This window comes from Massilia brevitalea, assembly GCF_030711405.1.
Lineage (GTDB): Bacteria > Pseudomonadota > Gammaproteobacteria > Burkholderiales > Burkholderiaceae_D > Telluria > Telluria brevitalea.
Genome location: NZ_JAULSI010000004.1, coordinates 81,025 through 104,638, shown reverse-complemented (window position 1 = coordinate 104,638; position 23,614 = coordinate 81,025). Strand labels below are relative to the sequence as shown.

The 23,614-nt window shown below is 64.1% G+C and carries 20 protein-coding genes and 1 pseudogene; 10 read left to right on the top strand and 11 right to left on the bottom strand.

Going from position 1 to position 23,614, the window contains the following annotated elements; genetic code table 11:
- The first annotated feature begins 99 nt into the window (after positions 1 to 99).
- The 3 genes from QWL29_RS03555 to QWL29_RS03545 are packed head-to-tail and all read left to right on the top strand — an operon-like array spanning position 100 to position 6,240.
- On the top strand, positions 100 to 1,485 hold the full coding sequence (locus QWL29_RS03555; RefSeq protein WP_305821511.1) for a hypothetical protein: 1,386 nt from the start codon (positions 100 to 102) through the stop codon (positions 1,483 to 1,485).
- Positions 1,482 to 3,416 carry a phospholipase D-like domain-containing protein gene (locus tag QWL29_RS03550; RefSeq protein ID WP_305821510.1) on the top strand — a complete coding sequence of 645 codons (1,935 nt, stop codon included), beginning with the start codon at positions 1,482 to 1,484 and terminating at the stop codon, positions 3,414 to 3,416. Before QWL29_RS03555 ends, QWL29_RS03550 begins: the two co-directional genes overlap by 4 nt.
- The gene (locus QWL29_RS03545) at positions 3,409 to 6,240 is read left to right on the top strand and encodes a DEAD/DEAH box helicase (protein WP_305821509.1); all 2,832 of its coding nucleotides are present in this window, start codon (positions 3,409 to 3,411) and stop codon (positions 6,238 to 6,240) included. The genes QWL29_RS03550 and QWL29_RS03545 overlap by 8 nt, the downstream gene beginning before the upstream one ends.
- A gap of 16 nt (positions 6,241 to 6,256) precedes the next feature.
- Here QWL29_RS03545 and QWL29_RS03540 read toward each other — a convergent pair whose 3' ends face one another.
- From QWL29_RS03540 to QWL29_RS03525, 4 genes are all read right to left on the bottom strand, one after another.
- Positions 6,257 to 6,610: a VOC family protein gene (locus QWL29_RS03540; protein WP_305821508.1), complete on the bottom strand. Its 354-nt coding sequence runs from the start codon at positions 6,608 to 6,610 to the stop codon at positions 6,257 to 6,259.
- A 106-nt stretch (positions 6,611 to 6,716) separates the two neighbouring features.
- Complete coding sequence (locus QWL29_RS03535; RefSeq protein ID WP_305821507.1) at positions 6,717 to 7,343, bottom strand: glutathione S-transferase family protein; 627 nt, start codon at positions 7,341 to 7,343, stop codon at positions 6,717 to 6,719.
- Positions 7,340 to 7,771: an SRPBCC family protein gene (locus QWL29_RS03530; RefSeq protein WP_305821506.1), complete on the bottom strand. Its 432-nt coding sequence runs from the start codon at positions 7,769 to 7,771 to the stop codon at positions 7,340 to 7,342. Before QWL29_RS03530 ends, QWL29_RS03535 begins: the two co-directional genes overlap by 4 nt.
- Positions 7,768 to 8,127, bottom strand: coding sequence for an ArsR/SmtB family transcription factor (locus QWL29_RS03525; RefSeq protein ID WP_305821505.1), 360 nt, complete (start codon positions 8,125 to 8,127; stop codon positions 7,768 to 7,770). Before QWL29_RS03525 ends, QWL29_RS03530 begins: the two co-directional genes overlap by 4 nt.
- Before the next feature lie 181 nt (positions 8,128 to 8,308).
- Between QWL29_RS03525 and QWL29_RS03520 the strand changes: the two are divergent.
- The 4 genes and pseudogenes from QWL29_RS03520 to QWL29_RS03505 all read left to right on the top strand — a co-directional run bounded on the left by QWL29_RS03520 (position 8,309) and on the right by QWL29_RS03505 (position 13,559).
- Positions 8,309 to 9,699 (top strand): annotated as a pseudogene (locus QWL29_RS03520) (ethanolamine ammonia-lyase subunit EutB).
- 10 nt (positions 9,700 to 9,709) lie between these two features.
- Positions 9,710 to 10,498, top strand: coding sequence for an ethanolamine ammonia-lyase subunit EutC (eutC, locus tag QWL29_RS03515; protein WP_305821504.1), 789 nt, complete (start codon positions 9,710 to 9,712; stop codon positions 10,496 to 10,498).
- 273 nt (positions 10,499 to 10,771) lie between these two features.
- A complete protein-coding gene (ftsZ, locus tag QWL29_RS03510) occupies positions 10,772 to 11,902 on the top strand; it encodes a cell division protein FtsZ (protein ID WP_308634834.1) in 1,131 nt (376 codons plus the stop codon).
- Between the two features lie 229 nt (positions 11,903 to 12,131).
- On the top strand, positions 12,132 to 13,559 hold the full coding sequence (locus QWL29_RS03505) for an MFS transporter (RefSeq protein ID WP_305821503.1): 1,428 nt from the start codon (positions 12,132 to 12,134) through the stop codon (positions 13,557 to 13,559).
- A gap of 179 nt (positions 13,560 to 13,738) precedes the next feature.
- Here the strand turns inward: QWL29_RS03505 and QWL29_RS03500 are convergent, their stop codons facing one another.
- The 3 genes from QWL29_RS03500 to guaB all read right to left on the bottom strand — a co-directional run bounded on the left by QWL29_RS03500 (position 13,739) and on the right by guaB (position 17,784).
- Complete coding sequence (locus QWL29_RS03500; protein WP_305821502.1) at positions 13,739 to 14,146, bottom strand: lysozyme inhibitor LprI family protein; 408 nt, start codon at positions 14,144 to 14,146, stop codon at positions 13,739 to 13,741.
- Positions 14,147 to 14,512: 366 nt separating this feature from the next.
- On the bottom strand, positions 14,513 to 16,123 hold the full coding sequence (guaA, locus tag QWL29_RS03495) for a glutamine-hydrolyzing GMP synthase (protein ID WP_305821501.1): 1,611 nt from the start codon (positions 16,121 to 16,123) through the stop codon (positions 14,513 to 14,515).
- 200 nt (positions 16,124 to 16,323) lie between these two features.
- Positions 16,324 to 17,784 (bottom strand): IMP dehydrogenase, encoded by a 1,461-nt coding sequence (gene guaB, locus QWL29_RS03490; protein WP_305821500.1) that lies wholly within the window; start codon positions 17,782 to 17,784, stop codon positions 16,324 to 16,326.
- 175 nt (positions 17,785 to 17,959) lie between these two features.
- Here guaB and QWL29_RS03485 point away from each other — a divergent pair, with 175 nt between their 5' ends.
- Together QWL29_RS03485 and QWL29_RS03480 are read left to right on the top strand one after the other, a co-directional pair.
- Positions 17,960 to 18,565 carry a DUF4124 domain-containing protein gene (locus tag QWL29_RS03485; RefSeq protein ID WP_305821499.1) on the top strand — a complete coding sequence of 202 codons (606 nt, stop codon included), beginning with the start codon at positions 17,960 to 17,962 and terminating at the stop codon, positions 18,563 to 18,565.
- Between the two features lie 175 nt (positions 18,566 to 18,740).
- Positions 18,741 to 19,349 (top strand): DUF4114 domain-containing protein, encoded by a 609-nt coding sequence (locus QWL29_RS03480; RefSeq protein ID WP_305821498.1) that lies wholly within the window; start codon positions 18,741 to 18,743, stop codon positions 19,347 to 19,349.
- Positions 19,350 to 19,373: 24 nt separating this feature from the next.
- On the opposite strand, the gene QWL29_RS03475 is transcribed toward QWL29_RS03480, so the two are convergent.
- The 4 genes from QWL29_RS03475 to QWL29_RS03460 form a co-directional block, all read right to left on the bottom strand.
- Entirely contained in the window at positions 19,374 to 20,549 is a 1,176-nt protein-coding gene (locus tag QWL29_RS03475) for a GGDEF domain-containing protein (protein WP_305821497.1), read from the bottom strand.
- 293 nt (positions 20,550 to 20,842) lie between these two features.
- Positions 20,843 to 21,673, bottom strand: a complete 831-nt coding sequence (locus QWL29_RS03470) for a GGDEF domain-containing protein (RefSeq protein WP_305821496.1) — start codon at positions 21,671 to 21,673, stop codon at positions 20,843 to 20,845.
- Between the two features lie 523 nt (positions 21,674 to 22,196).
- On the bottom strand, positions 22,197 to 22,511 hold the full coding sequence (locus tag QWL29_RS03465) for an RnfH family protein (protein WP_305821495.1): 315 nt from the start codon (positions 22,509 to 22,511) through the stop codon (positions 22,197 to 22,199).
- Complete coding sequence (locus QWL29_RS03460) at positions 22,504 to 22,935, bottom strand: type II toxin-antitoxin system RatA family toxin (protein ID WP_305821494.1); 432 nt, start codon at positions 22,933 to 22,935, stop codon at positions 22,504 to 22,506. The genes QWL29_RS03465 and QWL29_RS03460 overlap by 8 nt, the downstream gene beginning before the upstream one ends.
- Before the next feature lie 97 nt (positions 22,936 to 23,032).
- On the opposite strand from QWL29_RS03460, the gene smpB reads away from it, so the two are divergent.
- Positions 23,033 to 23,482 carry an SsrA-binding protein SmpB gene (gene smpB / locus QWL29_RS03455; RefSeq protein WP_305821493.1) on the top strand — a complete coding sequence of 150 codons (450 nt, stop codon included), beginning with the start codon at positions 23,033 to 23,035 and terminating at the stop codon, positions 23,480 to 23,482.
- The last annotated feature ends 132 nt before the right edge of the window (positions 23,483 to 23,614 follow it).

Sequence of the window (23,614 nt, the reverse complement as noted above, 5' to 3'; positions counted from 1 at the left end):
TCAAGCTGATCATGAAAGGCCTGTCGGTGGACGAGGTCTACCTGGCCGTCAGCGAATAAGCAGGCGTTTCACATCCAGACCATCTTTCGAGCCACCAGCATGAGCTTGTTTTTAGAGCAGTATCTCACCGAATTCGATGAGAGCCTGTCGGGCGACTCGTATATCGACCCGATCGGCACCCTGATCATCTGGTCGGCCTTTGGCCGTCAGGTATTCAGCAACCGGATCAATTCCGTATCGAACGACGTTCGAAATTACACCCTGAACCTGTTTCATCATTTCCTCATCCGGAAACTGGTCAACGACGACGCGGCCCTGCTCAGCACGTCTCTGCAAAAGAAATACCAGGACAAGGACTCGCTGCATTTCAAGCAAGCCTGCCTGGTGTTCCTCGAGAACCTGTTCGTCTATTCCATGCTCCGACATGAACAGACCGGCACGCTGGCCACGGGCGGCATCCTCGGCATATCGAAGGCGCGCGCTAGCTCGGAAAAAGACAACCGCAACCCGACGCTCATCTTCACCCATGGACCCGCGGGACACATCCTGGTGCGCCAGCTGGGCCTGGGTGTCAGCGGCCGCTACAAGTCGCCGCTGATGAACATCGGTTTCTTTGACGGCAGCTACAACTACAACAAGCCCGCGTCCCAGCCGCGCTGGACCGCTGCCGAACAGTTCATCACCGGGGAAAAGAACACGCTGCTCAACGAGCTCGCGAGCCAGCTCCATCCCTACCTCAAGGAATGCGTGAGAACGCTGCACCACGAGGGCACATTGGATTTCGCGGACAAGGTGCCGGACGAACTCTCGCATGCGTATGCCCGCGCCTTTGCTTCGCCAACCGTGGTGGGCGCCTACGCCCGCGATTTCTGGCTGTCGCAAACGGAACTCGATAGCGGCGCGGCGGGCGCACTGCTGGGTGTGCTCGAAGCCGGGCAGGCGGACGAGCTGGCCCCGCAGGCCACGCTGGAGCAAGCCTTGCACGCAGGCCTGGCCCCTGAAGACCAAGCCAAGCTGCAGCACATCACGCAGCTGGAACCCTTCCTTTCCGACTGCGCCTTGCTGTTCACCCTGATGGCGTCCCAGCGGACGCACACCGTTGCCGACGTTGCCGGGCACTGGCAACGGTTCGGAAGGGACAACGCACGCCTGGGCGGGCTCGCCGAGGGCGTAAAGAACCATGCCGGCCTGCAGGCTGTGCGGGGCAGCGCGGCTGCGCAACGCCTCACGCAACTGCAGCATGTGGCGAATACCGGGGACCTGGGCCAGCAGATCCGCCTGCTGTCCGACTACCACGCGCGCGTCATGCAGGCGCGCGGCCAGGCGCCGTGGCTGTCGGTCCAGCAGGACGGCACGATCAAGGTCAATGCCCGCACCTTGCCCCGCCCCGACCCGGCAGCCTGGCCGCCAGGCGCCTGGTACAACGAATATTACCTGCCGCAGTTCAGGAATTTCGTGAACGGTTTGAAAGGCGCTGCCGCATGAAGCTTCTTGCAGAACTCCAGAAACAGGTCAGCGGCATGGGCAAGCTGCGCCATGCCTGGTTCACCAGCTTCAACGCCGATATCGAGTTCGTGGAAACCTATGTGCTGCCCATGGCGCTAGGCGCAAATCCACCGCGCAGCCGGCTGGAGTACGAGCAGCTGCAGCAGGAACTGACATCCAGCGGCACCGATTTCCGGATATTCTGCGACCCACGTTTCCTCGAGACCCGGCATGTAAAGCGCACCTGCATACCGGTGCACGGGGTGCGGCCCACGCGCACGGCGGACTACTTTTCCGACACCAGCCTGTTTCATCCGAAGGTGATCTATCTGGAAGACGACAATGGCAAGCGGGTCATCGGCGCCGGCAGCGCCAACCTCACGCTGTCCGGGTGGGGACGCAATCTCGAAGCCTTCCAGTTCTACGAGGTCACGACCCGGAAAAACCATCACGAAATCCGCGACTTCTTCAAGCACCTGTGCCGGGCTGCCGACATTCCCTGCACGCTGCGCGACGGTCGAGGCTTGACCGACGAAACCGAGAACTGGTCCTTCGTACACAGCTACCAGGACAAGACTTTCCCGGAACAGCTGCTCGCCGGTGCGGCCGGCAGCGACCTGGCCGTCTGGTCCCCTTACCTGCCGCGCGACCTTGCCGGCTTCGTCGGCAAGCTGCAGGCCGCCGCCGGCATCGAGGATCTGCGCATTCACCTGGTACCGGACCGCCTCGAAGGAAAGTACCTGCGCACCGAGTGGAGCGACGCGCTGGAACGGATGCTGGCGCAAGGCCAGCTGGCCGCCTACGACAATCCTGCCCCGCGCCACGAGAGAACCAAGCTGTGTCACGCCAAGCTCTGGAAGCTGCCGGGGAAGCTCGCCATCGGATCCTGGAACTTTACGGGCCCGGGCTCGAACAGCGTGCGCGACGAGCACGGCGAATGGAGTCCCGACAACAATGTCGAGGCCGGATTCATCGTCAAGGACGACCATGGCTGGCAGAAGGCCCACGGCAAGCGACTCGCGCTGGGCGCCACCGATTTTGCTTCATCCGAACAGCTCGATGAGGAAAGCCTCACGGTCGACCTGCTGCCGCCTTTCGACCTGCACGTGCGCTTCGACTGGCACGCGCACGCGTACATGTTCGATGGACAATGGCTCGGAACTGAATCCGGGGACGGCTTTTCGGTCCGGCTGCCCGGGGTAAGCGAGCCGGTCAGGCTCGAATGGGACGCGCCGTGCCAGCCCAGGAATCCGGGCGACCTGGCGGTGGACGATCGCGCATTGTTGCGGGACCGTGTGTTTATCGTGTATCGCGGCGATGTGGAAATCCATCGCGCGCTGGTGCAGGAAACGAACCTGCGATCGCGCCGTGCCCAGGCCTTCGACACGCTGCAGGACCTGCTGGAAGCCGTCGTGCAAGGGGACGATCCACAGTCGCTCCACGACCTGCCCTTGCGCACGCCGCTCGACAACGATCCCCTGTCCTTGCCCGGTGACGCGCTCCCGGAGCCGGATGCCGCTCCCGACAGCGATGCACCGGATCGGGTCGGGGTGAGCTACTTCCGGCTGTTCCATGCGATGCATCTGTACCGCCAGCGGCTGCTGCAACTGGAGAAACTCGATGATCTTGAGAATCACGTGTTTTCATGGCCCGGGTGCCTGCTGGAGCTGGTCGACAAGATGCGGGACGAAATCAAGAAAACCGGACGTGAGGTGTTCAACTGGTTCCTGGCGAACGAAGTGCGCTCGCTGTGCGAATGCGTACAGGCGCGGCACGCCTCGCTGTTGCACAGCGCGCCCAAGCGTGCGAAAGGCTACACGCCAGTGCCCCCGTCGCGATGGCGCAGCCTTCGCATCGAGGTGCCTGCCGCTCCCGCCGCAGTGCGCGGCGACTATGTCAATCTTGTTAGAGGTCAGTGCCATTATGAGTGAGCAGTGGGGAGGCTTGCAGCCGGGTCAGGTAGCGAAACTCATCAACTTCGATGAGGAGGATGCCGCATGGGACTATGATGCACACGCCGTGCCCAGCATGGCTTCGCTCCAGGCCGAAGGGGTCGCGCGTCTCTGGAACCTGTTGTCGACGCAGCGCGTTGCCCTTCTTGCCGATGAAGTCGGCATGGGCAAGACTTTCCAGGCGCTCGGCGTCGCCACCCTGCTGTGGCGCATGAAACCCGACGCGAAAATCCTCGTGATGGCGCCAAACCGCGATATCTGCGACCACTGGCTCATCGAACGGGATGCCTTTATTGACCGGCACTACCGCCACGCCGACGACCGTGTCAAGTCCAGCGCCGACGGCAAACCGGTGCCGCGGGAAGCACTCCACTTCCAGCTGCGCGAGCTGGCCAAGGCAATCGCGCAGCGCTCGGCAGAAGAGCAACCCGCGCAGCTGTATCTGACCACGATACATTCGCTCAGCGGACTTGTTGGCGATAACGGCGAGAAGGACAAGCAGGACGCCGCACACAGGGCCGCCGGCGAGGTGCACGAGCAGATCCAGGCCGCACTCGGCGGTGCCGGCTTCGACCTTGTCATCGTCGACGAGGCGCACTACTTCCGTAACAAGGACGGCGGCTCGCAACGTGCCGCCGCGGCACGCGCGTTTTTCGGTGGACCGGACAGCCGCATCGGCCAGCGCACGCTGGTTCTTACCGCCACCCCCAGCCATACCCAGCTGGCCGACATCGGCAATATCCTGAGCTATTTCACCGATCTCGGTAGCGCAGAGCAACGGCCGCCTGCCGAGGAACTGATGCAGAAGTACGCGCTGCGCCGCTTCCGCATCATGGCCGGCGCCGATGCCGGGTATACGAAGCACCAGTACCGCAATGAAATCGCCACGCCCTGCGATTTCACGGACCGTCCGGAAGCCGAAATGTTCTTCGCGCTGTACCAGCACAGGCTCGTGCACAAACCCGAGGGCGTGAAGGAGAATCGTCGCATGCTCTACGGCTTCCTCGAGGCATTCGAGTCGTCCGGGCCTGACAAGTTCGAGCATGCGGAAACCACTGGCCATACCCAGCCGTCCGACAAGGATGGCACGGACGATTTTTCCGTCGCTCCCGACACACAGCTGCTGCGTGACATGGGCAAGGAATACTACGGCATGTTCGGCCGTGCCCCGGGGCATCCAAAATATGACAGGCTGATCGAGCAATGTGCGCCCCGGGGTCTGTTTGCCGCGGACCGGCAGCACCCTCTGCACGAAGACAAGCACCTCGTCTTCGTACGGCGTATCCCGTCCGTGCGCGAGCTGACCAAACGCATCAATGAACATTACGACGAGGTATTCGCGCGCCAGCTTTGCCAGGCGTGGGGCCTGGACGAGGACGATCCGCGGGTCCGGCGCTGGAGCAAGACCCAGCGCTGGTCGCGCGACGGCTTCAATGAACTGGTCGAGGACGCCGGGGCCAATACGGGCGCTGCCGTGCCGGAAGATGCTGGTGACGGCGAAGGTAACGGCGATACCGAGGACGAGGGCAAGGATAAGGAGGATCTTGAACAGGATGCTTACCTGAGTTCGAGGATCGCCGACTTGTTCGTCACGAAAAAAGCCAAGGACAAGCAGGCGCCGCCGCCACCGCCAACGGATTGTTCCCGCTTCAGTCTCTCGCTGCGCCGATCGACCAGCATCCACGCCATGTTCGTGGAGCCTGCGTCCGACTATTTGACGGGCGGCTATACCGAATACTATGAAGTCCACCAGGGCGACAAGCCGCGTGCCGACTACATCAAGGCGGCGCGGGCGCAGCGCCTCGCCGCACATGGCCTGCTCACAGACAAGGAACTGGCGAAGATGCGGCCGGCCAATGCCGAGACGCACTGCTACGATGGCGGGGCTGAGATCGAGACGCTGTGGTCGCTGGTCTTCCCGCACCTGCACCCTAAGCAGCAGGCAATCTTGCGGCATTGGGCGGCCAGCGAACCGAAGATCGCGGAGAACTTCGGCAACTATATCCAGGCCGGGTTCCTCTTCGCCAGTCCCGTCATCGTCGAGCTTTACTGCTGGCATACGCGCTTCCAGCGCGCGCTGCCGCCCAGGAAGCAGCATGCGAATGTCCACCAGCGCTACCAGGATTTCGTCGCCTACGTGCGCGAACGGATCGCCGGCTCCCTGCTCCTGAAGTATTTCGGCGCAGCGCTCGACACCTTTGAACAACTCTGCCGCAAGATCGTCAAGCACAAGGCCGACGACTGGCAAAAGGGCTGGCGAACGCTGACGACGCTATCCAGCCCTGCCTGGTTTGCCAGCGGCGAGTCCAGCCATCGACAGCATTTGATCCTCGGTTTTAACAGCCCGTTCTATCCGAATACGCTGGTAGCGACATCGGTCTTCCAGGAAGGCATCAACCTTCATCTCCAGTGCAGGAAGGTGCACCACTACGGCATTGCATGGACACCGGGCGACAACGAGCAACGGGTCGGACGCATCGACCGGCTGTTCGGCAAGGTCAACCAGCTCCTGAAGGAGCCGGCAGCTGCCGCGGGCATGAATACGCTGGAGATTAACTATCCCTACCTGAAGAACAGCTTCGACGAGGACCAGGTCGGTTCATTCATCGAGCGCAAGCACGCGGTCGAGGAAAAAATGGACCGTTGCGTTCAAGGCAGCTTCGACAGGGAAGTACGTTTGACGCGGCCTGGCTGGCAGGATTTCCTGCGGCAGCCCATGGCCAAGTCTGTGCTGGAAGATCCCTACCCTGCCCGTTTCGGGGCTGAGGACGTTCCAGAACGAGACTACCCGGGCCGCCTATGAATGCATGGCCGGGCGCCTAGCGCGCCAGCCCTGGATCGAGCGCCTCGGCAATGGCAATGCTGTTGCCATCCGGGTCTTTGATCATCAGCGTCCTGACGCGCTCGCTGTCGGTCCGGGCGCCGGTCTGCACGCCCAGCGCTTCCAGCTGGCGCGCAACCGTGTCGATGTCGCTGACCACCAGCGTGAACGAGCAATTGCCGGCACGCTCGGGGCCGAGATACACCTGCAGCCCTCCGCCACGGGGGAACATCCACTCCGCGACTTCGGGCATGGGCCGGCGGCCCGTGCAACCCAGAAGTTCGGCGTACCACGCGGCGGACTTGTCGAGGTCCTTCACGGCCATGCTGGCCAATGCGTTGTCGATCGTCATATCAGGCTCCTGTCCTTGCAGTGGTTGATGTCGGGGTGTCGTCGTTCTCGCCCGGCAGCGCGTCGTAGCGCATGTCGTCAACCGTGTGGCGGGCGATATCGGCGCGCTAGTCCTGCTCGGCCCGCACATGCGCGGGGCGCGCAAGGATGGTCCACTGCCACGCTGCCAGGTCCGGCAGTTCGTCGAGCAGTGCCAGCCGGTCGGCAATCTTGAGGATGGAGGCGAGCATCAGGTCGGCAACCGTAAAGCCGTCGCCCACGAACCAGTCGCGCCCGGCGCGCGCCTGCTCCAACATCGCCAGCCGCTCCTTTGCCAATTTCACGACGACCGGACGCCTGGTGTTCCTGGCCGCTTCGTCGTCCATGAAGTACTCGACCTCAGCCACGTTGAACAGCATGGGTTCGATCGAGTTCAGGCCGGCAATCACCCATTGCAGCGCGGCGGCACGCTCGGGGGTGCCGTCGGCGGCGATGCAGCGGCCGGCGCGCATGGCGATGTCGAGCACGATGGCGCCGCTCTCGAAGACCGGCGGCCGGCCCTCCTCCTCCAGCACCGGCAGCTGGCCGAAGGGCTGCAACTCTTGGCTGTAACTGCTTGATTTCATGGTGGGCGCATCGACCAGCTTGATCTCGTAGGGCCAGCCCACTTCGTTGAGTATCCAGCGCACGCGGTGGTCGCGCACCTGGCCGGCGGCAAAGGGCGGCGCCCATTTCATGGCGGTGACCGTGATCATGCCAGCCTCCCTGCCTTGCGCTGCAGCTTGTCGAGGGCGCCGTTCCAGCCTTGTTCGTGGCTGCTGCGCGTGGCGTCGTCCTGCAGCTTGTCATGCACGAAGGTGAGCTCGGTGTGCTGCGCGCCCGATGGCTTGAACGTCGCCTGCACGTAGGAGGCCGGTGTGTCCTCGCCCTCCCACGACCAGCTCATGGCCAGGCGGTGCGGCGGCTCGAAGACTTCGAAGTTGCCGAAGCAGCCGTGCTCGCTGCCGTCCAGCATGCGAAAGCGCACATGGAAGCGGCCGCCGGCACGGGCATCGACTTCCGCAAGCGTGACGGGCCCGTCGTCGGGGCCCCACCACAGGGCGATCTTGTCGGGTTCGACGAAGGCGGCGAAGACGGCCGCGGGCGGCGCTTCGATGACACGGACGATGGTGAGGCTGGTCATGGCGGTTCCTCCTCGGATGCGGGCGGCTCGTTGGGCCGCGCGGGTCCAACCACGGTGGCAAGCCGGTCGAGGCGGCTCGTCCAGAACGTCTCGGTGCGCTGCAGCCAGGCCAGCGCTTCGGCCAGGGCGGCCGGCTGCAGGGTCACGCTGACCGTGCGGCCGGTCTTGTGCCGGGACACCAGCGCGGCCCGCTCCAGCACGTCCAGGTGCTTGAGCACGGTCGGCATGGCCAGCGGCAGGGGCGCCGCCAGCTCGCTGACCGTGAGCGAGCGCCCGTCCGCCAGCCGCTGCAGCATCGCGCGCCGGGATGGATCGCCCAGCGCGCGGTAAATGGTGTCGAGGCTCACCGTGTGCATTACTTCACTATAGGGTGAAGTATTCGACTTGCAAGGAGAATGTGTGCGCGGTCCGGGCACGGAGCGGAAAAGCCGGTGCGGCGCACTGTCCGCGCGGCGCGAAAATGTGGCAGGATAAGCCGTCCTGCCGGGTAATGCGGCAGTACCGGAGCTTTCTTGTGCAAGCACCACGGAGCGCGCGATGAGTCGGATCACCCACCAAGTCGGTAGCCGGACCTATGCCTTCGCCGACCTGCGCGAGCTGCTGGCCAAGGCCTCGCCCGCGCGCTCCGGCGACTACCTGGCCGGCGTGGCGGCAGGCAGCGGCGAAGAGCGCGTGGCGGCGCAAATGGCCCTGGCCGAACTGCCGCTCACGACCTTCCTGAACGAGGCGGTGGTGCCGTACGAAACGGACGAGGTGACGCGCCTGATCGTCGACAGCGTGGACGCCGCCGCCTTTGCGCAGATCCGCCACCTGACGGTCGGCGATTTTCGCGACTGGCTGCTCGGCGACGAGGCCGACGAGGCGCGGCTGGCGCAGGTCGCGCCGGGCATCACGCCGGAGATGGCGGCCGCCGTGTCGAAGATCATGCGCATCCAGGACCTGGTGCTGGTCGCCCGCAAGTGCCGCGTCGTCACGCGCTTTCGCAACATGATCGGCCTGCCCGGCACCCTGTCGACGCGGCTGCAGCCGAACCACCCGCTGGACGACGCATCCGGCATCGCGGCGAGCCTGTTCGACGGCCTGATGTACGGCAGCGGCGACGCCGTCATCGGCATCAACCCGGCCACCGACAATGTGCAGCAGGTGGTCAAGCTCCTCAAAATGCTCGACGAGATCATCGGCCGTTACGCCATTCCCACCCAGTCCTGCGTGCTGACCCACGTGACCAACACCATCGCCGCCATCGAACGCGGCGCGCCGGTCGACCTCGTGTTCCAGTCGATTGCCGGGACCCAGGCGGCCAACGCCGCCTTCGGCATCGACCTGGCGCTGCTGCGCGAAGCGCGCGAGGCAGCCCTCTCCCTGCGCGCGGCACCCTCGGCAGCAACGTCATGTACTTCGAGACCGGCCAGGGCAGTGCCTTGTCCGCCAACGCCAACCACGGCCTCGACCAGCAGACGGCCGAAGCGCGCGCCTATGCGGTGGCACGCGCTTTTGACCCGCTGCTGGTCAATTCCGTCGTCGGCTTCATCGGGCCGGAGTACCTGTACGACGGCAAGCAGATCATCCGCGCCGGCCTGGAAGACCACTTCTGCGCCAAGCTGCTCGGCCTGCCGATGGGCGTCGACGTCTGCTACACCAACCATGCGGAAGCCGACCAGGACGACATGGACGTGCTGCTGACGATGCTCGGCACGGCCGGCTGCACCTTCATCATGGGCGTGCCTGGCGCGGACGACATCATGCTGAACTACCAGACCACCTCCTTCCACGACGCCCTGTATGCGCGCCGTGCGCTCGGCCTGCTGCCGGCGCCCGAATTCTACGCCTGGCTGCGCGAGCTGGGCATTTTTACCGACGATGCGACGCCCACGCTCGGGCGCGCGCTACCGGCGTTGTTCCAGCGTGCGCTGTTGCAGCTTTCTTGAAAGAGCCGAGATGACGGAACTCGATCCCTGGCAGGCATTGCGCCGATTCACCGCCGCCCGCATCGGGCTTGGGCACAGCGGGACCAGCCAGCCCACCCGCGCCCAGCTCGACTTCCAGCTGGGCCATGCGCGGGCGCGCGATGCTGTGCACCAGGCGCTCGATACGATGGAATTAAGCGCAGCCTTGGCGCAGGCCTGGCCGGCTGCGCCCTGCCCGCTGCTGCTGCACAGCGCGGCGGCGGATCGGAACATGTATCTGCAGCGACCCGACCTGGGGCGGCAACTGGATGCGGCGTCGCGGCAGGTGCTGCTCGCCCAGCACGGCGACCGTGCATTCGACCTGTCCATCGTCGTGACGGACGGCCTGTCGGCGCTCGCCATCATGCGCCATGCAGCACCGCTTCTGCAGGCGCTGCATGCGCGTCTGGAAGCGCGGGCATGGCAGCTGGCGCCTGCCGCGATCGTGCAGCAGGGCCGCGTGGCGGTCGGCGACGAGGTCGGCGAACTGCTCGCGGCGAAGATCGTGCTGGTTCTGATCGGTGAACGGCCGGGCCTGAGTTCGCCCGACAGCATGGGCCTGTACCTGACCTGGGCGCCACGCGTTGGCCTGACCGACGAACGCCGTAACTGCATCTCGAATGTCAGGCCGGCGGGACTGCGCGTCGACGACGCGGCGGAAAGAGTGCATTACCTGCTGGTCGAAGCGTACAGGCGGCAATTGTCCGGCGTTCATCTCAAGGATGAGAGCGTGGCCGGAAATGCCCGGGTGGGGCGTACTGAGGACAAATTCCTGCTTTGACTGTACAAGGAGGAACCACCGGAAGCTTGCACCGACCAGCGCCCCCTGGTTGCGGCAAGCGCGCGCCGCTCGCCTGCCTGCACGGCGCTCGACACTGCCACTGCCAGTCCTTTGGCGCCCTTGCACGCGCTCTTACAAATGGTTTCGATTGAAACGTTTTCGGACTTTCGCGTGCGCATTTCAGCAAGTAGTCTACAGGGCTTGGTGTCAAGCAGTAGGTGACGCGCCGGTAACAGCGCGGCTGACTGCACTTTCTTCATACGGAGTTTTCTCTTGTCCGAATCTAAACTTTCTCAGCCAGCAACGGTCATCAAGGTCATCGGCGTTGGTGGCGCCGGCGGCAATGCCGTCAACCACATGGCAGCGTCGGAAGCGCCCGCCTTCGACTTCATTTGCGCCAATACCGACGCGCAAGCCCTGTCCAACACGCGGACTGAACACCGCATCCAGCTTGGCGAGAGCGGCCTCGGCGCCGGCAGCGATCCGGCACTCGGACGCGAGAGCGCCACGCGCGAACGCAGCATCATCGCCGACGCGCTGAAAGGGGCCGACATGGTGTTCATCACCGCAGGCATGGGCGGCGGCACCGGCACGGGCGCGGCCCCCGTGATCGCCGAAGTGGCGCGCGAACTGGGCATCCTGACGCTGGCCGTGGTATCGAAACCCTTTGCATTCGAAGGACCGCGGCGCATGCGCGTGGCCGAGGAAGGCATCGCGACGCTGGCGCGCTGCGTCGATTCGCTCATCATCGTGCTGAACAGCCGGCTGGAGGAAGTCCTGGGCGAGGACGTCACCCAGAAGCAGGCCTTTGCCGCAGCCGACGAGGTGCTCAGCAAGGCGGTGTCCGGCATCGCCGACATCATCGCCGTACCAGGCATGGTTAACGTTGACTTCGAGGACGTGCGCACGGTGATGCGCCAGACCGGCATGGCGATGATGGGTACCGCCCAGCACGCCGGCGACGACCGTGCCGCCAGGGCGGCCGAGGAAGCGATCGCCTGTCCGCTGCTCGATGGCGCCAACCTGCGCGCCGCGCGCGGAGTGCTGGTGAACATCACGGCGTCCGAGGACACGCTGAAACTGCGCGAGACCAGGCAGGTGATGAACGCCATCTGCGCGCAGACGGGCGAGGACGCGATCATCAAGTTCGGCGCGGTCTTCGACGAGACGCTGGGCGACGAGCTGCGCGTGACGGTGGTGGCCACGGGCCTGAACCGGCCAAGCGACCTGGCGCTCAATACCAGGCGCGCGTTGCCAATGCGGCCGGGTGTGCCGCCCGGGCCGGTGCTGCGGCCATCGGCCTTGCACGCGTCGGTCCGGCCGGTTGCGTTGCAGCAGGGATCGCAGCAGGAGGGACAGCAAGGATCGCAGCAGGGTGCGCAGGCCGATTCCTTGTCGCGCTGAGTGCTTGTGCGGACAAGGATCTGATCTCTGCCACATAGGACGGGACCCCGGGCTGCCGTGTGGCGGCGCTGGATCGTCGTCCAGGCCTTTTTTTGACGACGACACCGAGTCTTGCCTCCGCAACGACAGCAGGCTCGAGTGTGCGCATGCGAACAGACACTAACCCAGCGGATTGGCACGATGCCGTGATGCTGCCACCGCCTACATCCCACGTTTTCCAGGCCCGCGCGTGAGCGTCCTGCCCAGCGACTGCGACCGCGCGCTCGCCGCAGGCGCCGCGCCGGCGCATGCCGAGGCGCCCGCCCACCCGAACCTGGTGCTGTGCACCTCGATCCTGGCCAGCAGCCTGGCGTTCATCGACGGCTCGGTGGTAAACGTCGGCCTGTCGGCAATCGGACAGGACCTGGGCGGCCGCGGCGCCGACCTCTCGTGGGTGGTCAACGGCTACCTGCTGCCGCTCAGTTCGCTGTTGCTGCTGGGCGGTGCGCTGGGCGACCACTACGGGCGCAAGCGCATGCTCGTGATCGGCATGGCCGTGTTCGCGCTGGCCGCGCTGCTGTGCGCGCTTGCGCCGGGGCTATCGCTACTGGTCGCCGGCAGGGTGCTGCAAGGCGTGGGCGCGGCGCTGGTGCTGCCGAACAGCCTGGCCATCCTCAGCGCGACCTTCGAAGGCAAGAAACGTGGCCGGGCTGTCGGTATCTGGGCCGCGGCCGGCGCCGGGGCCGGGGCGATCGGACCATTGCTGGGCGGCTGGCTGATCGACGCCGTGGGCTGGCGCGCGGTCTTCTACATCAACCTGCCGATTGCGGCGCTGGCGATCTTCATGGCGTGGCGCTTCGTGCAGGTGAAGACGAACGGCAAGCGGGTCCCGCTCGACCCGCTCGGCGCTGCCCTCGCCAGCCTGGGGCTCGCTTGCCTCACTTGGGGCCTGGCCGAGGCATCGACCCAAAAACACCTGACCTTGTGGGCGGGAATGGCGCTCGCGGCCGGAGTCGCGATCCTGCTGGCCTTCGTGTGGGTCGAGCGGCGCGCCGGCGAGCGCGCCATGCTGCCCCTGAAACTGTTCGGCGGGAGCGGCTTTTCCGGGCTGAACCTGATGACTTTCCTGCTGTACGGCGCGCTCGGCGCCCTGATGCTGCTGGTACCGTTCGTGCTGATCCAGGCGCTGGATTATTCGGCCAAGGAGGCCGGGGCGGCGCTGCTGCCCTTCCCGATCGTGCTGGCGATTGGTTCGCCGTTCATGGGCCGCTTCGCCGCCAGGCATGGCTCGCGCCTGCCGTTATCGATCGGTGCGCTGATCGTGGCAGGCGGCTTCCTGCTGGCCATGCGCATCGGAGGCGGCAGCTATACGACGACGGTGCTGCCGGCCATGCTAGTGATCGCGCTGGGCATGGCGTGTGTGGCGGCGCCGTTGACCACGGCCGTGCTGTCGTCGGTGGACGAGAGCCATACCGGGATCGCGTCCGGCTTCAACAGCGCGGTGGCGCGTGGTGGCGGGCTGATTGCGACGGCGATGCTGGGTGTGGTGCTTACGGCGCAGGGGCGTGCGCTGCTAGGGCCGTTTCATGCGGCGCTGGCGGTGTGTGCTGTTAGTGCAGCTGCGGCAGCCGTCTGCGCTTTTATCTGGGTGCGGCAGAGCAATATGCCGCCTAAATAAGCTGTCCTGAATCACCACGGTTTCCTGAACAGGTGCGATCTTCGCAGCATCCCCGGGTGAACCAATTTCGAGACATGCCTAGGCAATTAGCTACGGACTGCCGAAGCTCGTGAAAAAGTTCGCCGAAGCGAGCTTTTCAAGCTTCTACCGCATGCGCCGTACATAGCTCACCAAAGAAATTACATGGTTCTGGTCTCAAGCAGCGCTTTAAGATTTTCTTTGCGATCTCTCGTCATGTTCATCACGCAATCTGCCCGAGCTTCCTCGCGAGCAAGCATCCCGCCAACCTGCTCGCCAGCGTCATAAAAGGAATCGCAGTTCGAAGCGAGATACTTTAGCCAATCGCCCTGTGCTTCTCGCAGCTTTACTTGTCCCACTTTGGGCGTTTCCTTCAGCACCGCCTTGTATGTTGCCTCCAGCATTGCACCCTGTCTTTTCGTTTCGGACACCATGCAATCAATTCGCTCCATAGGACTGCCAGATTCATCGCGCTCGATGCAGTTTTTATATTGTTTGGTGAACGTTGGCTCTGCTGCCCCCGCTGAATTCGACAAGAGCAACAAGAAAGCGGTTGTCAAGATTTTCATGGTGTCGGTAATGAGTGAGGTGCACAAGGCATCGATGGTTCGCCTTTATTCCTTGGCTAAGAATCAGATATGCTTCAATTGTGCAGGAGTCATCATCATAATCTTGTTTTAACCCTCCGTAATCCTACCGGACCGAGAAGTCGGCTATGTATGATCATGGCGCGCATCCACCGGTTCTGACATCCACCGTGATTCAAATGCCGCTATAAGCCTACCTAATGAGCTCGGCCCCTAGGTATCGAGGCACTCTTCCCTGCGGCCCGATGGGCCAGTCATAACCAGCCCGGACAATAAAAAAAGCCCCTGAAATGAGGGGCTTCCGTCTGCTCTATTGCCTGAGCTCGCCAGTTACTGCCGAGCCATTAGTTATTCCCACTCAATCGTCGCCGGCGGCTTCCCCGAAATGTCATACACAACGCGATTCAACCCACGCACCTCGTTGATGATCCGGTTCGAAACCTTCCCCAGCAGCGAATGCGGCAAATGCGCCCACTGCGCCGTCATGAAGTCCAGCGTCTGTACCGCACGCAGTGCAACCACGTACTCATAGGTCCGCCCGTCACCCATCACGCCCACCGATTTCACCGGCAGGAACACCGCAAACGCCTGCGACGTCGCCTCGTACCAGTTCACCGGCGCCTTGCCCGGATCGATCCCGGCCACTGCTGGCAATTCAAACGGCGTATTCCGAAGCTCTTCGATAAAGATCGCATCCGCCTCGCGCAGCAGGTCCGCATACTCCTTCTTCACTTCACCCAGGATACGCACCCCAAGACCCGGCCCCGGGAACGGATGACGATACACCATGTCATGCGGCAGCCCCAGCGCCACGCCCAGCTTGCGCACTTCATCCTTGAACAATTCGCGCAGCGGCTCCAGCAGCTTCAGGTTCAGGGTTTCAGGCAACCCGCCCACGTTGTGGTGGCTCTTGATAGTCTGGCCCTTCTTGCCCTTGCCGGCCGATTCGATCACGTCCGGATAAATCGTGCCCTGCGCCAGCCATTTCGCATTGCTCAGCTTGCCGGCTTCCACCTGGAACACTTCCACGAATTCGCGGCCGATGATCTTGCGCTTCTGCTCGGGATCGGTCACGCCGGCCAGGTGGCCCATGAACTGGTCTTCGGCATCGATGCGCAGCACTTTCACGCCGAGGTTCTTCGAGAACATGTCCATGACCATCTTGCCCTCGTCCTTGCGCAGCAGGCCGTGGTCCACAAAAACGCAGGTCAGCTGGTCGCCGATGGCGCGGTGGATCAGGGCCGCGGCCACGCTGGAGTCGACGCCGCCGGACAGGCCGAGGATGACTTCATCGCTGCCAACCTGGGCGCGGATCTTCTCGACGGCCTCAAAGATGTAGTCCGGCATGTTCCAGTCGGATTTGCAGCCGCAGATCTCGTGCACGAAGCGGCCGATGATGGCTTCGCCTTGCGTGGTGTGGGTCACTTCCGGGTGGAATTGCAGCGCGTAGAAGCGGCGTTCTTCGTCGGCCATGGCGGCCACCGGGCAGCTGTCGGTCGAGCCCATCAGCTTGAAGCCTTGCGGCATTTCCAGCACCTTGTCGCCGTGGCTCATCCAGACGCGCAGCATGCCGTGGCCTTCGCCGGTGACGAAGTCGTTGATGCCGTTTAGCAGCTTGGTGTGGCCGCGGGCGCGCACTTCGGCGTAACCGAATTCGCGCACTTTACCGTTTTCGACCTTGCCGCCGAGCTGGGCGGCCATGGTTTGCATGCCGTAGCAGATGCCCAGCACCGGGATGCCGAGTTCGAACACGGCTTGCGGGGCGCGTGGGGAGTCGCCTTCCAGGGTCGAGTTGTGGCTGCCCGAGAGAATGACGCCGGAAGCGCCGTAGTTGCGGACGAAGTCGTCGCCGATGTCGTAGGGGAAGACTTCGGAGAACACGCCGGCGTCGCGCACGCGGCGGGCAATCAGTTGGGTGACCTGGGAGCCGAAGTCGAGGATGAGGATTTTGGAGTGCATTGAGGCAGTCAAAAAGTAAGAATATTGTCGTTCGTGGACAGGGTTTGCGTTGCCGTTGATCACCAGGTGAGACCGCGTGGGCACAGGTGCCCACCCTACGAAAACCAGTCGTGGCCGCCGTTACGGTCAACGCAACACGAGCGGCCAGGACAGTGGCAGAAGCCAATACCAAAAGCGGCCGTTATCGGCCGCTTTCTGGATTATTCCGAACGGTAGTTCGGCGCTTCCTTGGTGATTTGTACGTCGTGGACGTGCGATTCGCGCATGCCGGCCGAGGTGATCTCGACGAATTCCGCTTTTTCGCGCAGTTCGTCGATCGTCGCGCAGCCGCAGTAGCCCATCGACTGGCGCACGCCGCCGACCAGCTGGAAGATGATCGCCAGCACGCTGCCCTTGTAGGCGACGCGGCCTTCGATGCCTTCCGGGACGAACTTCTCGGCTTTCGACGAGGCGTCCTGGAAGTAGCGGTCGGCCGAGCCTTCGGCCATCGCGCCCAGCGAACCCATGCCGCGGTAGGATTTATAACTACGGCCCTGGTACAGGATGACTTCGCCCGGCGCTTCTTCAGTGCCGGCGAACATCGAGCCCATCATGACGGTCGAGGCGCCGGCTGCCAGGGCTTTCGAGACGTCGCCCGAGAAGCGGATGCCGCCGTCGGCGATGCAGGGCACGCCCGTGCCTTCCAAAGCTTCGGCCACGTTCGAGATCGCGGTGATCTGCGGCACGCCGACACCGGCGACGATACGCGTGGTGCAGATCGAGCCTGGGCCGATGCCGACCTTGACTGCATCCGCGCCGGCCTCGACCAGCGCCTTGGCGGCGGCCGCGGTGGCGATGTTGCCGCCGATGACGTCCACGTGCGGGTAGCGGGTTTTAATGGTCTTGACGGCGTCGAGGATGCCTTGCGAGTGGCCGTGGGCGGTGTCGACCACCAGCACGTCGACGCCGGCGGCGACCAGCAGTTCCACGCGTTCGCGGTCTTTCTCGCCCACGCCAACGGCCGCGCCGACCAGGAGTTTACCCTGCGCGTCTTTCGATGCGAACGGGTGCTCGTGCGACTTCATGATGTCTTTGACAGTGATCAGGCCGCGCAGCTCGAAGGCGTCGTTGACGACCAGCACGCGCTCGAGGCGGTGCTTGTTCATCAGGCGCTTGGCTTCCTCGGTGTCCGCTTCCTCGTTCACGTAGACGAGTTTCTCGCGCGGGGTCATCTTGGTGCGGGTTTCCGCGTCCAGGTCTTCCTCGAAACGCAAGTCGCGGTTGGTGATGATGCCGACCAGCTGCTTGCCTTCGACGACCGGGAAGCCGGAGAAGCCGTGCTGGTGCTGCAGGGCGATGACGTCGCGGATGGTCATCGTCGGCGGAACGGTGATCGGGTCGCGCAGCACGCCGGCTTCGAAACGCTTCACACGGGCGACTTCACGGGCCTGGTCGGCCGGGCGCAGGTTCTTGTGGATAATGCCGATGCCGCCTTCCTGGGCCATCGCAATGGCCAGGCGCGCCTCGGTCACGGTGTCCATCGCCGCGGACAGCAGCGGGATGTTCAGCGTAATGTTCCGGGTCAGCTTGGTACGGAGGGAAGTGTCAGCCGGAAGAACATTGGAGTAGGCCGGGACGAGCAGCACATCATCGAACGTGAGTGCTTTTTGGAGTAGACGCATAGCATTTTCCTATAGGCGCAAAAGCGAATTATACAGAAACCTGTGGTTTGCGGCGCACGGACCCTCGAAATAATGGCAAGGAATGGGAGCTGAGCCGTTCCCGCGATTGACAGCCAGGGGGAATCATGGCGAAATCTCGAATAGTTACGTAAGGAAATATTCGATGTTACCTGTCATGCCATTATTCGCTTCACCCTCCCCTGCTGCGCTGTTGCGCCGTGCCGCCGCCGTGGCCATGCTGCTCGCCGCCGGCCTGGCGCAGGCGCAGTTCGTGTGGGTCGATCCAAAAGGCGTGCGCCATTATTCGGACCAGCCGCCGCCGCCCGGCACGTCGCCCGCGCGCATCCTGAAGGCGCCGGGCTTGCCAACCATCTCGGTCCAGCCGGCCGCGCCTGCCGCCACGGCGCCTGCTGCAAGGAGCGCGCTGCCACTGCCCGCGCCGCTCGTCCCGGCCAACCCGGCAAGCCCCGCCGCGCCGGGCGACTCGGCTGCCACCGCAAAACAAGCCACTAAAGGCCCGCAAACCCTGGCCGAAAAAGACGCCGACTTCCGCAAGCGCCTGAAGGACAGCCAGGAAGCCGATCTCAAGACCCAGGAGCAGGCACGCATCGCTGCCCAGAAAACCGAGCACTGCGGCGAGGTGCGCAAGGCCAAGCAGATGCTCGACTCGGGTATTCGCATTGCCGATGTCGGCACCGATGGCCAGAAGCGCTACCTGAGCGATGCCGAACGGACCCAGCGCAGCGCCCGCGCCAACGCCATGGCGGCGGAGTGCAACTGACGCCGGCATTCAACAGCGCTCCTTCGCAGGATCGATGGCACCGGCGTCGATTTTCTTTACAGCGGCAAATTGGAAACAAATCATGCCGTCAGCAACTTATTGTTTCCATTAAATTAATTCTTTAAGGCACGCTTATTGCTTTTAGGCTAGCCTTAACATTCTAATTGGAACAACAATGAAAAACCTGTATGCCAGCCTTGCCGCCGCTCTCGCCCTGGGCTTTGCCGCTCCTGCCATGGCCGTCCCGCTGCCCTACGACCAGCCCGGCATCGAGAACACCGTGCAATACCAGTTCATCGCGGCGTCGACCGGCGAGGTAACGGCTTATTTCGCCGGCTCCGACGCCGGCTACATGAACGAGATCACGCTGCTGGTGAATGGCGTCGAAACGGGCATCCAGGGCCTGAACAACCAGACCTCCGTGTATGGCCAGGTGCTGAACTTCGGTGCGGTGACCGCCGGCGACCGCCTGGTCTTCAAGCTGCTCAACATCAACCCGGGCACGATCGGCCCCTTCTATTCCGACCGTTCGATGAACGACGGCGGCTACAACCACATCTTCTCGTCGGCCTACGCGGGCGACGACAAGATCCCGGCCGGCGTCTTCATCGGTTTCGAGGACCTGCCGCGCGGTGGGGACTTCGACTACAACGACGAGCGCTTCGTGTTCGTGAACGTGGCCGATGTCACCGACGTGCCGGAACCGGCGTCGATCGCCCTGCTCATGGCTGGCGTGGCCGGCCTGGCGGCAAGCCGCAAGGCCAAACGCGCGCGCCAGGCGTAAGCAGTCTGCCGGCGAAGGGGCAAACTAGGCCTCTTCGCCGCGCGCATCAAGCGGCGCGGCGCTGACCACCCGGTTGCGCCCGCCCGCCTTGGCCGCATACAGCGCCTTGTCGGCGCGCGCCATCAATCCCGTGATGTTCTCGCCCTCTTCCAGCATGGCCACGCCGATGCTCACCGTATAGGCGACAGGCTTCGTCGCGCCTGCCACCTGCAGTGAGCGGTCGAGCGCGGCGCGCACGCGCTCGGCCACGTGCTGGGCGGTCTCAAGGCTGGCGTCCGGCAGCAGCACCGCGAATTCCTCGCCGCCCAGGCGCGCGCAATAGTCGATCTTGCGCACCACTTCCTGGGTGTGCAGCACCAGGTCGCGCAGCACCAGGTCGCCGACGGCGTGGCCGTGGGTATCGTTGATGCGCTTGAAATGGTCGACGTCCATCAGCAGCAGGCCCAGGCCGCTCGCGCGGCGTGCGGCGCGCGCATGCTCGCGTTCGGCAGCGGCGAAGAAAGCGCGCCGCGACGGCGCGCCGGTCAAATGGTCGTGGTCGGCCGCGTAGGCCGTTTCCGAAATCACCTGGGCATTCGCCATCATCACCGCCCCCAGCGTCAGGGCCGGCAGCGCCATGGTGCCGAAGCCGAAGAACACCAGGTTGTAGGTGGCGGGGTCGAGAAAGAGCGGCGCCGATGCAGCCGTGTAGCCGTAGAACAGCGCCCGCGACACGTGGATCGCGCCCACCACCGAGGCGGCGATGCGGGTAAACGCGAACGGGTAGCGCAGGCGGCGCTCGGCCGGGATCGGCAGGGTCGCGGCAATCGCGAAGCAGATGGCGGCGTAGTAGCCCGACACGGCCACGGTGCGCAGCGGCAGCGAGTTCCAGCCGTAGTGGAAGACCGTCACCGCCAGCAGGGTCAGGGCGCCGCCGCCGACCAGCAAGGCTTCCGGCACCGGCTGGCCCACATGGCGGCGGAAGCCGGCGTACATCAGCGCGATGGTGGCGATATACATGCCGTTGGCCACCTCGACCGAGAGCACGTCGGGCATGACGCCGCGCGAAGCGAACAACAGCAGCGCGATGACGGCAAGCGCGTTCGCCTGGCCCCATTCGCGGATGCCCGCGACCTTGCTGCCGGCGAGCGAAGACAGCACCAGCAACATGACCACCGAAAAGGCGGTGGTAACCAATAGCAGACTCAGTGCATTCAGCATCGTGAAGGAAAGTAGCCGGAAGATGGCGGCAAGGCCGCAGGCAGCTGTTCCCTGTGCCGATGTCGGGCGAATGGAGGCGCCCTGCCGGCTGTCGGACCTGTTCCGGTCAGTCCCGAGGAAAGCCCGTCATGATATCAAGAAACGCCCAACCATTCCCAGCCGCTTGCAATAGCGCAACTACGCCTGAGGCTTGCTTATGATGTGCATACCAATATTTACATATTACTAGTATGAATATTGCTATGCGATCCGGTATTTGGTAGGCACTTTTCGGCTGGCCTTGCTGGTCACGCTCAGCCGAATGCGCCGCGCCCGGCCGCATGTTGGCGGCGCCAGGGGATGGCCGCACTGACCACGCGGTTGCGGCCACCCGCCTTGGCCGCGTACAGGGCGGCGTCGGCGCGCGCCAGCAGGCCGGCGACGCTTTCGCCTTCGGCCAGCATGGCCGCACCGATGCTCACCGTATACGCTACTTCCAGGCCAGGCGCGGCCCGCAGCGAGCGGTCGAGCGCGGCGCGCAGGCGTTCGGCCACGGCCAGCGCGGTCTCGAGGCTGGCGTCCGGCAGCAGCACCGCGAACTCCTCGCCGCCGATGCGCGCGCAATAGTCGACCGTGCGGATGGTGTCCCGGGTTTGCCGCACCAGGTCGCGCAGCACCCCGTCGCCGATGGCGTGGCCGTGGGTATCGTTGATGCGTTTGAAGTAGTCGACGTCGAGCACCAGCATGCCGAGTTCGCTGCCGTGGCGGACGGCGCGTGCATGCTCGCGCTCGGCGGCGGCGAAGAAGGCGCGGCGCGAGGGGGCGCCGGTCAGGTGGTCGTGCTCGGCGGCATAGGTAGCGTCGGACACCATGCGCGCGTTCGCCATCATCACTGCCCCCAGCGTCAGGCCGGGCAAGGCCAGGGTGCCGAGGGCGAAGAAGACCAGGTTCTGGGTGGTGGGTTCGAGGAAACCGGCCGGCACGTCGGACTGGAAGGCAAAGGCCAGTCCGCGCACCAGGTGGCCCAGGGCCAGCAGCAGCGCCGCGCCCTTGGTGAACAGGTAGGCGTAGCGCAGGCGCGCCTGGGCCGGCAGGGGAATGCCGAAGCCGATGGCGCAGCAGACGATGCCGTGGAACAGCGACACGGCCACCGTGCGCAGCGGTAGCGAATCGACCCCCGTAATGGAACACGGCCACCGCCGCCACGGTGATGGCGCAGCCGCCGGCCAGCAGGCGCGTCGGCACCGGCAGGCCGAGATGGCGCCGGAAGCCGGCCAGCATCAGGCAGATCGCCACCGCCAGCAGGCCATTCCCCGCTTCGATCGACAGGAAATCGGGCACGATGCCGCGGCAGGCCGCCAGCGCCAGGCCCAGGATGGCGATGCCGTTTGCCTGCCCCCATTCCCGCACGCCCGCGATCTTGCTGCCGGCCAGCGAGGTCAGGACGAACAGCATCACGACCGCCAGACCAGTGGTTATCAGCAAGAGACTCAGGGCACTTATCATACGGGGCAAGAGGCAGAAGAAGCCGCAAAGGCTCGCCATCTTACCGTAAAACAATACCAATATCGCCATCGCCGGGCGAATTCAGGCACGATCATGCATGCCGGCGCCGCTGCCAGCGGCCTCTCAGGCTACAACGTCAGGCGGCAGGGTCATGCAGTCCGGTCAGGACGCAGCGCGCGGCGCGTCTTTCCTGGCTGCGCGCTTGCGGCGCGAATCCTTGGGGTCGGCGATCAGGGGACGGTAGATCTCGATGCGGTCGCGCTCGCGCAGGACAGTGTCGAGGGTTTTCTTCTTGGCGTAGATGCCGACCGGCTGGGTGACCAGGTTAATCTCGGGGAACTCGGCGAGCACGCCGCTGGTCTCGACGGCCTGGCCGATGGTGGTGCCCGGTGCGACACGCAGCGGGCGCAGGAATTCGCGCTCGGCGGTGGCGTAGCTGACGTAGACCTGCAGGGATTCGTCTACCGCATCAGCCATACACCGCCTCGGCGCGCTTGGAGAAGGAATCGACCATGCTGTTGGCGATCATCCCGAACACCGGGCCGACCAGCTGGGCCAGGATGATGCTGGAGAATTCATAGTGCAGGTCGAAGTCGATCTTGCAGGCGTCGGCGCGCAGGGCCTTGAAATTCCAGGTTCCCTCCAGCATCTTGAAGGGACCGTCGACCAGGTGCATCTTCATCTGCGTGGGGCGCTGGTTGTGGTTCGAGGTGGTGAAGCTCTGCTTCACGCCGTGGAAATTGATGCCCAGGCTGGCCACCAGCTTGTCGTCGGTGCGTTCGATCAGCTTCACGCCGCTGCACCAGGGCAGGAACTTCGGATAATCTTCTACCTTCGCGACCAGATCGAACATCTGTTCTGCGCTATAGCCTAAGAAAACTGATTTGTGCACTACTGCCATTGGTCAACCGTTTGTTATGATGTTGGACAAGTTGCATTTTGCGCCAATCCAGGCGCGACAGCAGTAGTTTAACCGACCCGCGAGTTTTCGCTATTTCATGAGCATTGTTGATAACAAGAAAGCATTTTTCGATTACTTCATCGAGGACCGCTACGAGGCCGGCATCGTGCTGGAAGGCTGGGAAGTCAAGGCGATCCGCGAGGGACGCGTCCAGATCAAGGAAGCCTATGTGGTTTCGCGCGGGGACGAGCTGTTCCTGTTCGGCGCCCACATCAGCGCGCTGACCACGGCATCGTCGTTCAGCCACCCGGAGGCGCTGCGCACGCGCAAGCTGATGCTCAAGCGCGCCGAGATCGACAAGCTGATCGGCAAGGTAGAACGCTCGGGCTACACGCTCGTGCCGCTGAACCTGCATTTCAAGGGCGGCCGCGTGAAGTGCGAGATCGGCCTGGCCAAAGGCAAGAAGCAGCACGACAAGCGCGCCACCGAGAAAGACCGCGACGCCAAGCGCGAAGTGGATTCGGCGATGAAGCAGAATCGGCGTTGATGTCGCAGGCCGGATCGTCGGACACGAATAATCATCAGTTCGGCAATCAACGCGTGGATACAGGGCGCCCACCCTACGTATGCTTCAGCCTGTAACTCCGGCACCGTAGGGTGGGCGCCCCGTGCCCACGCG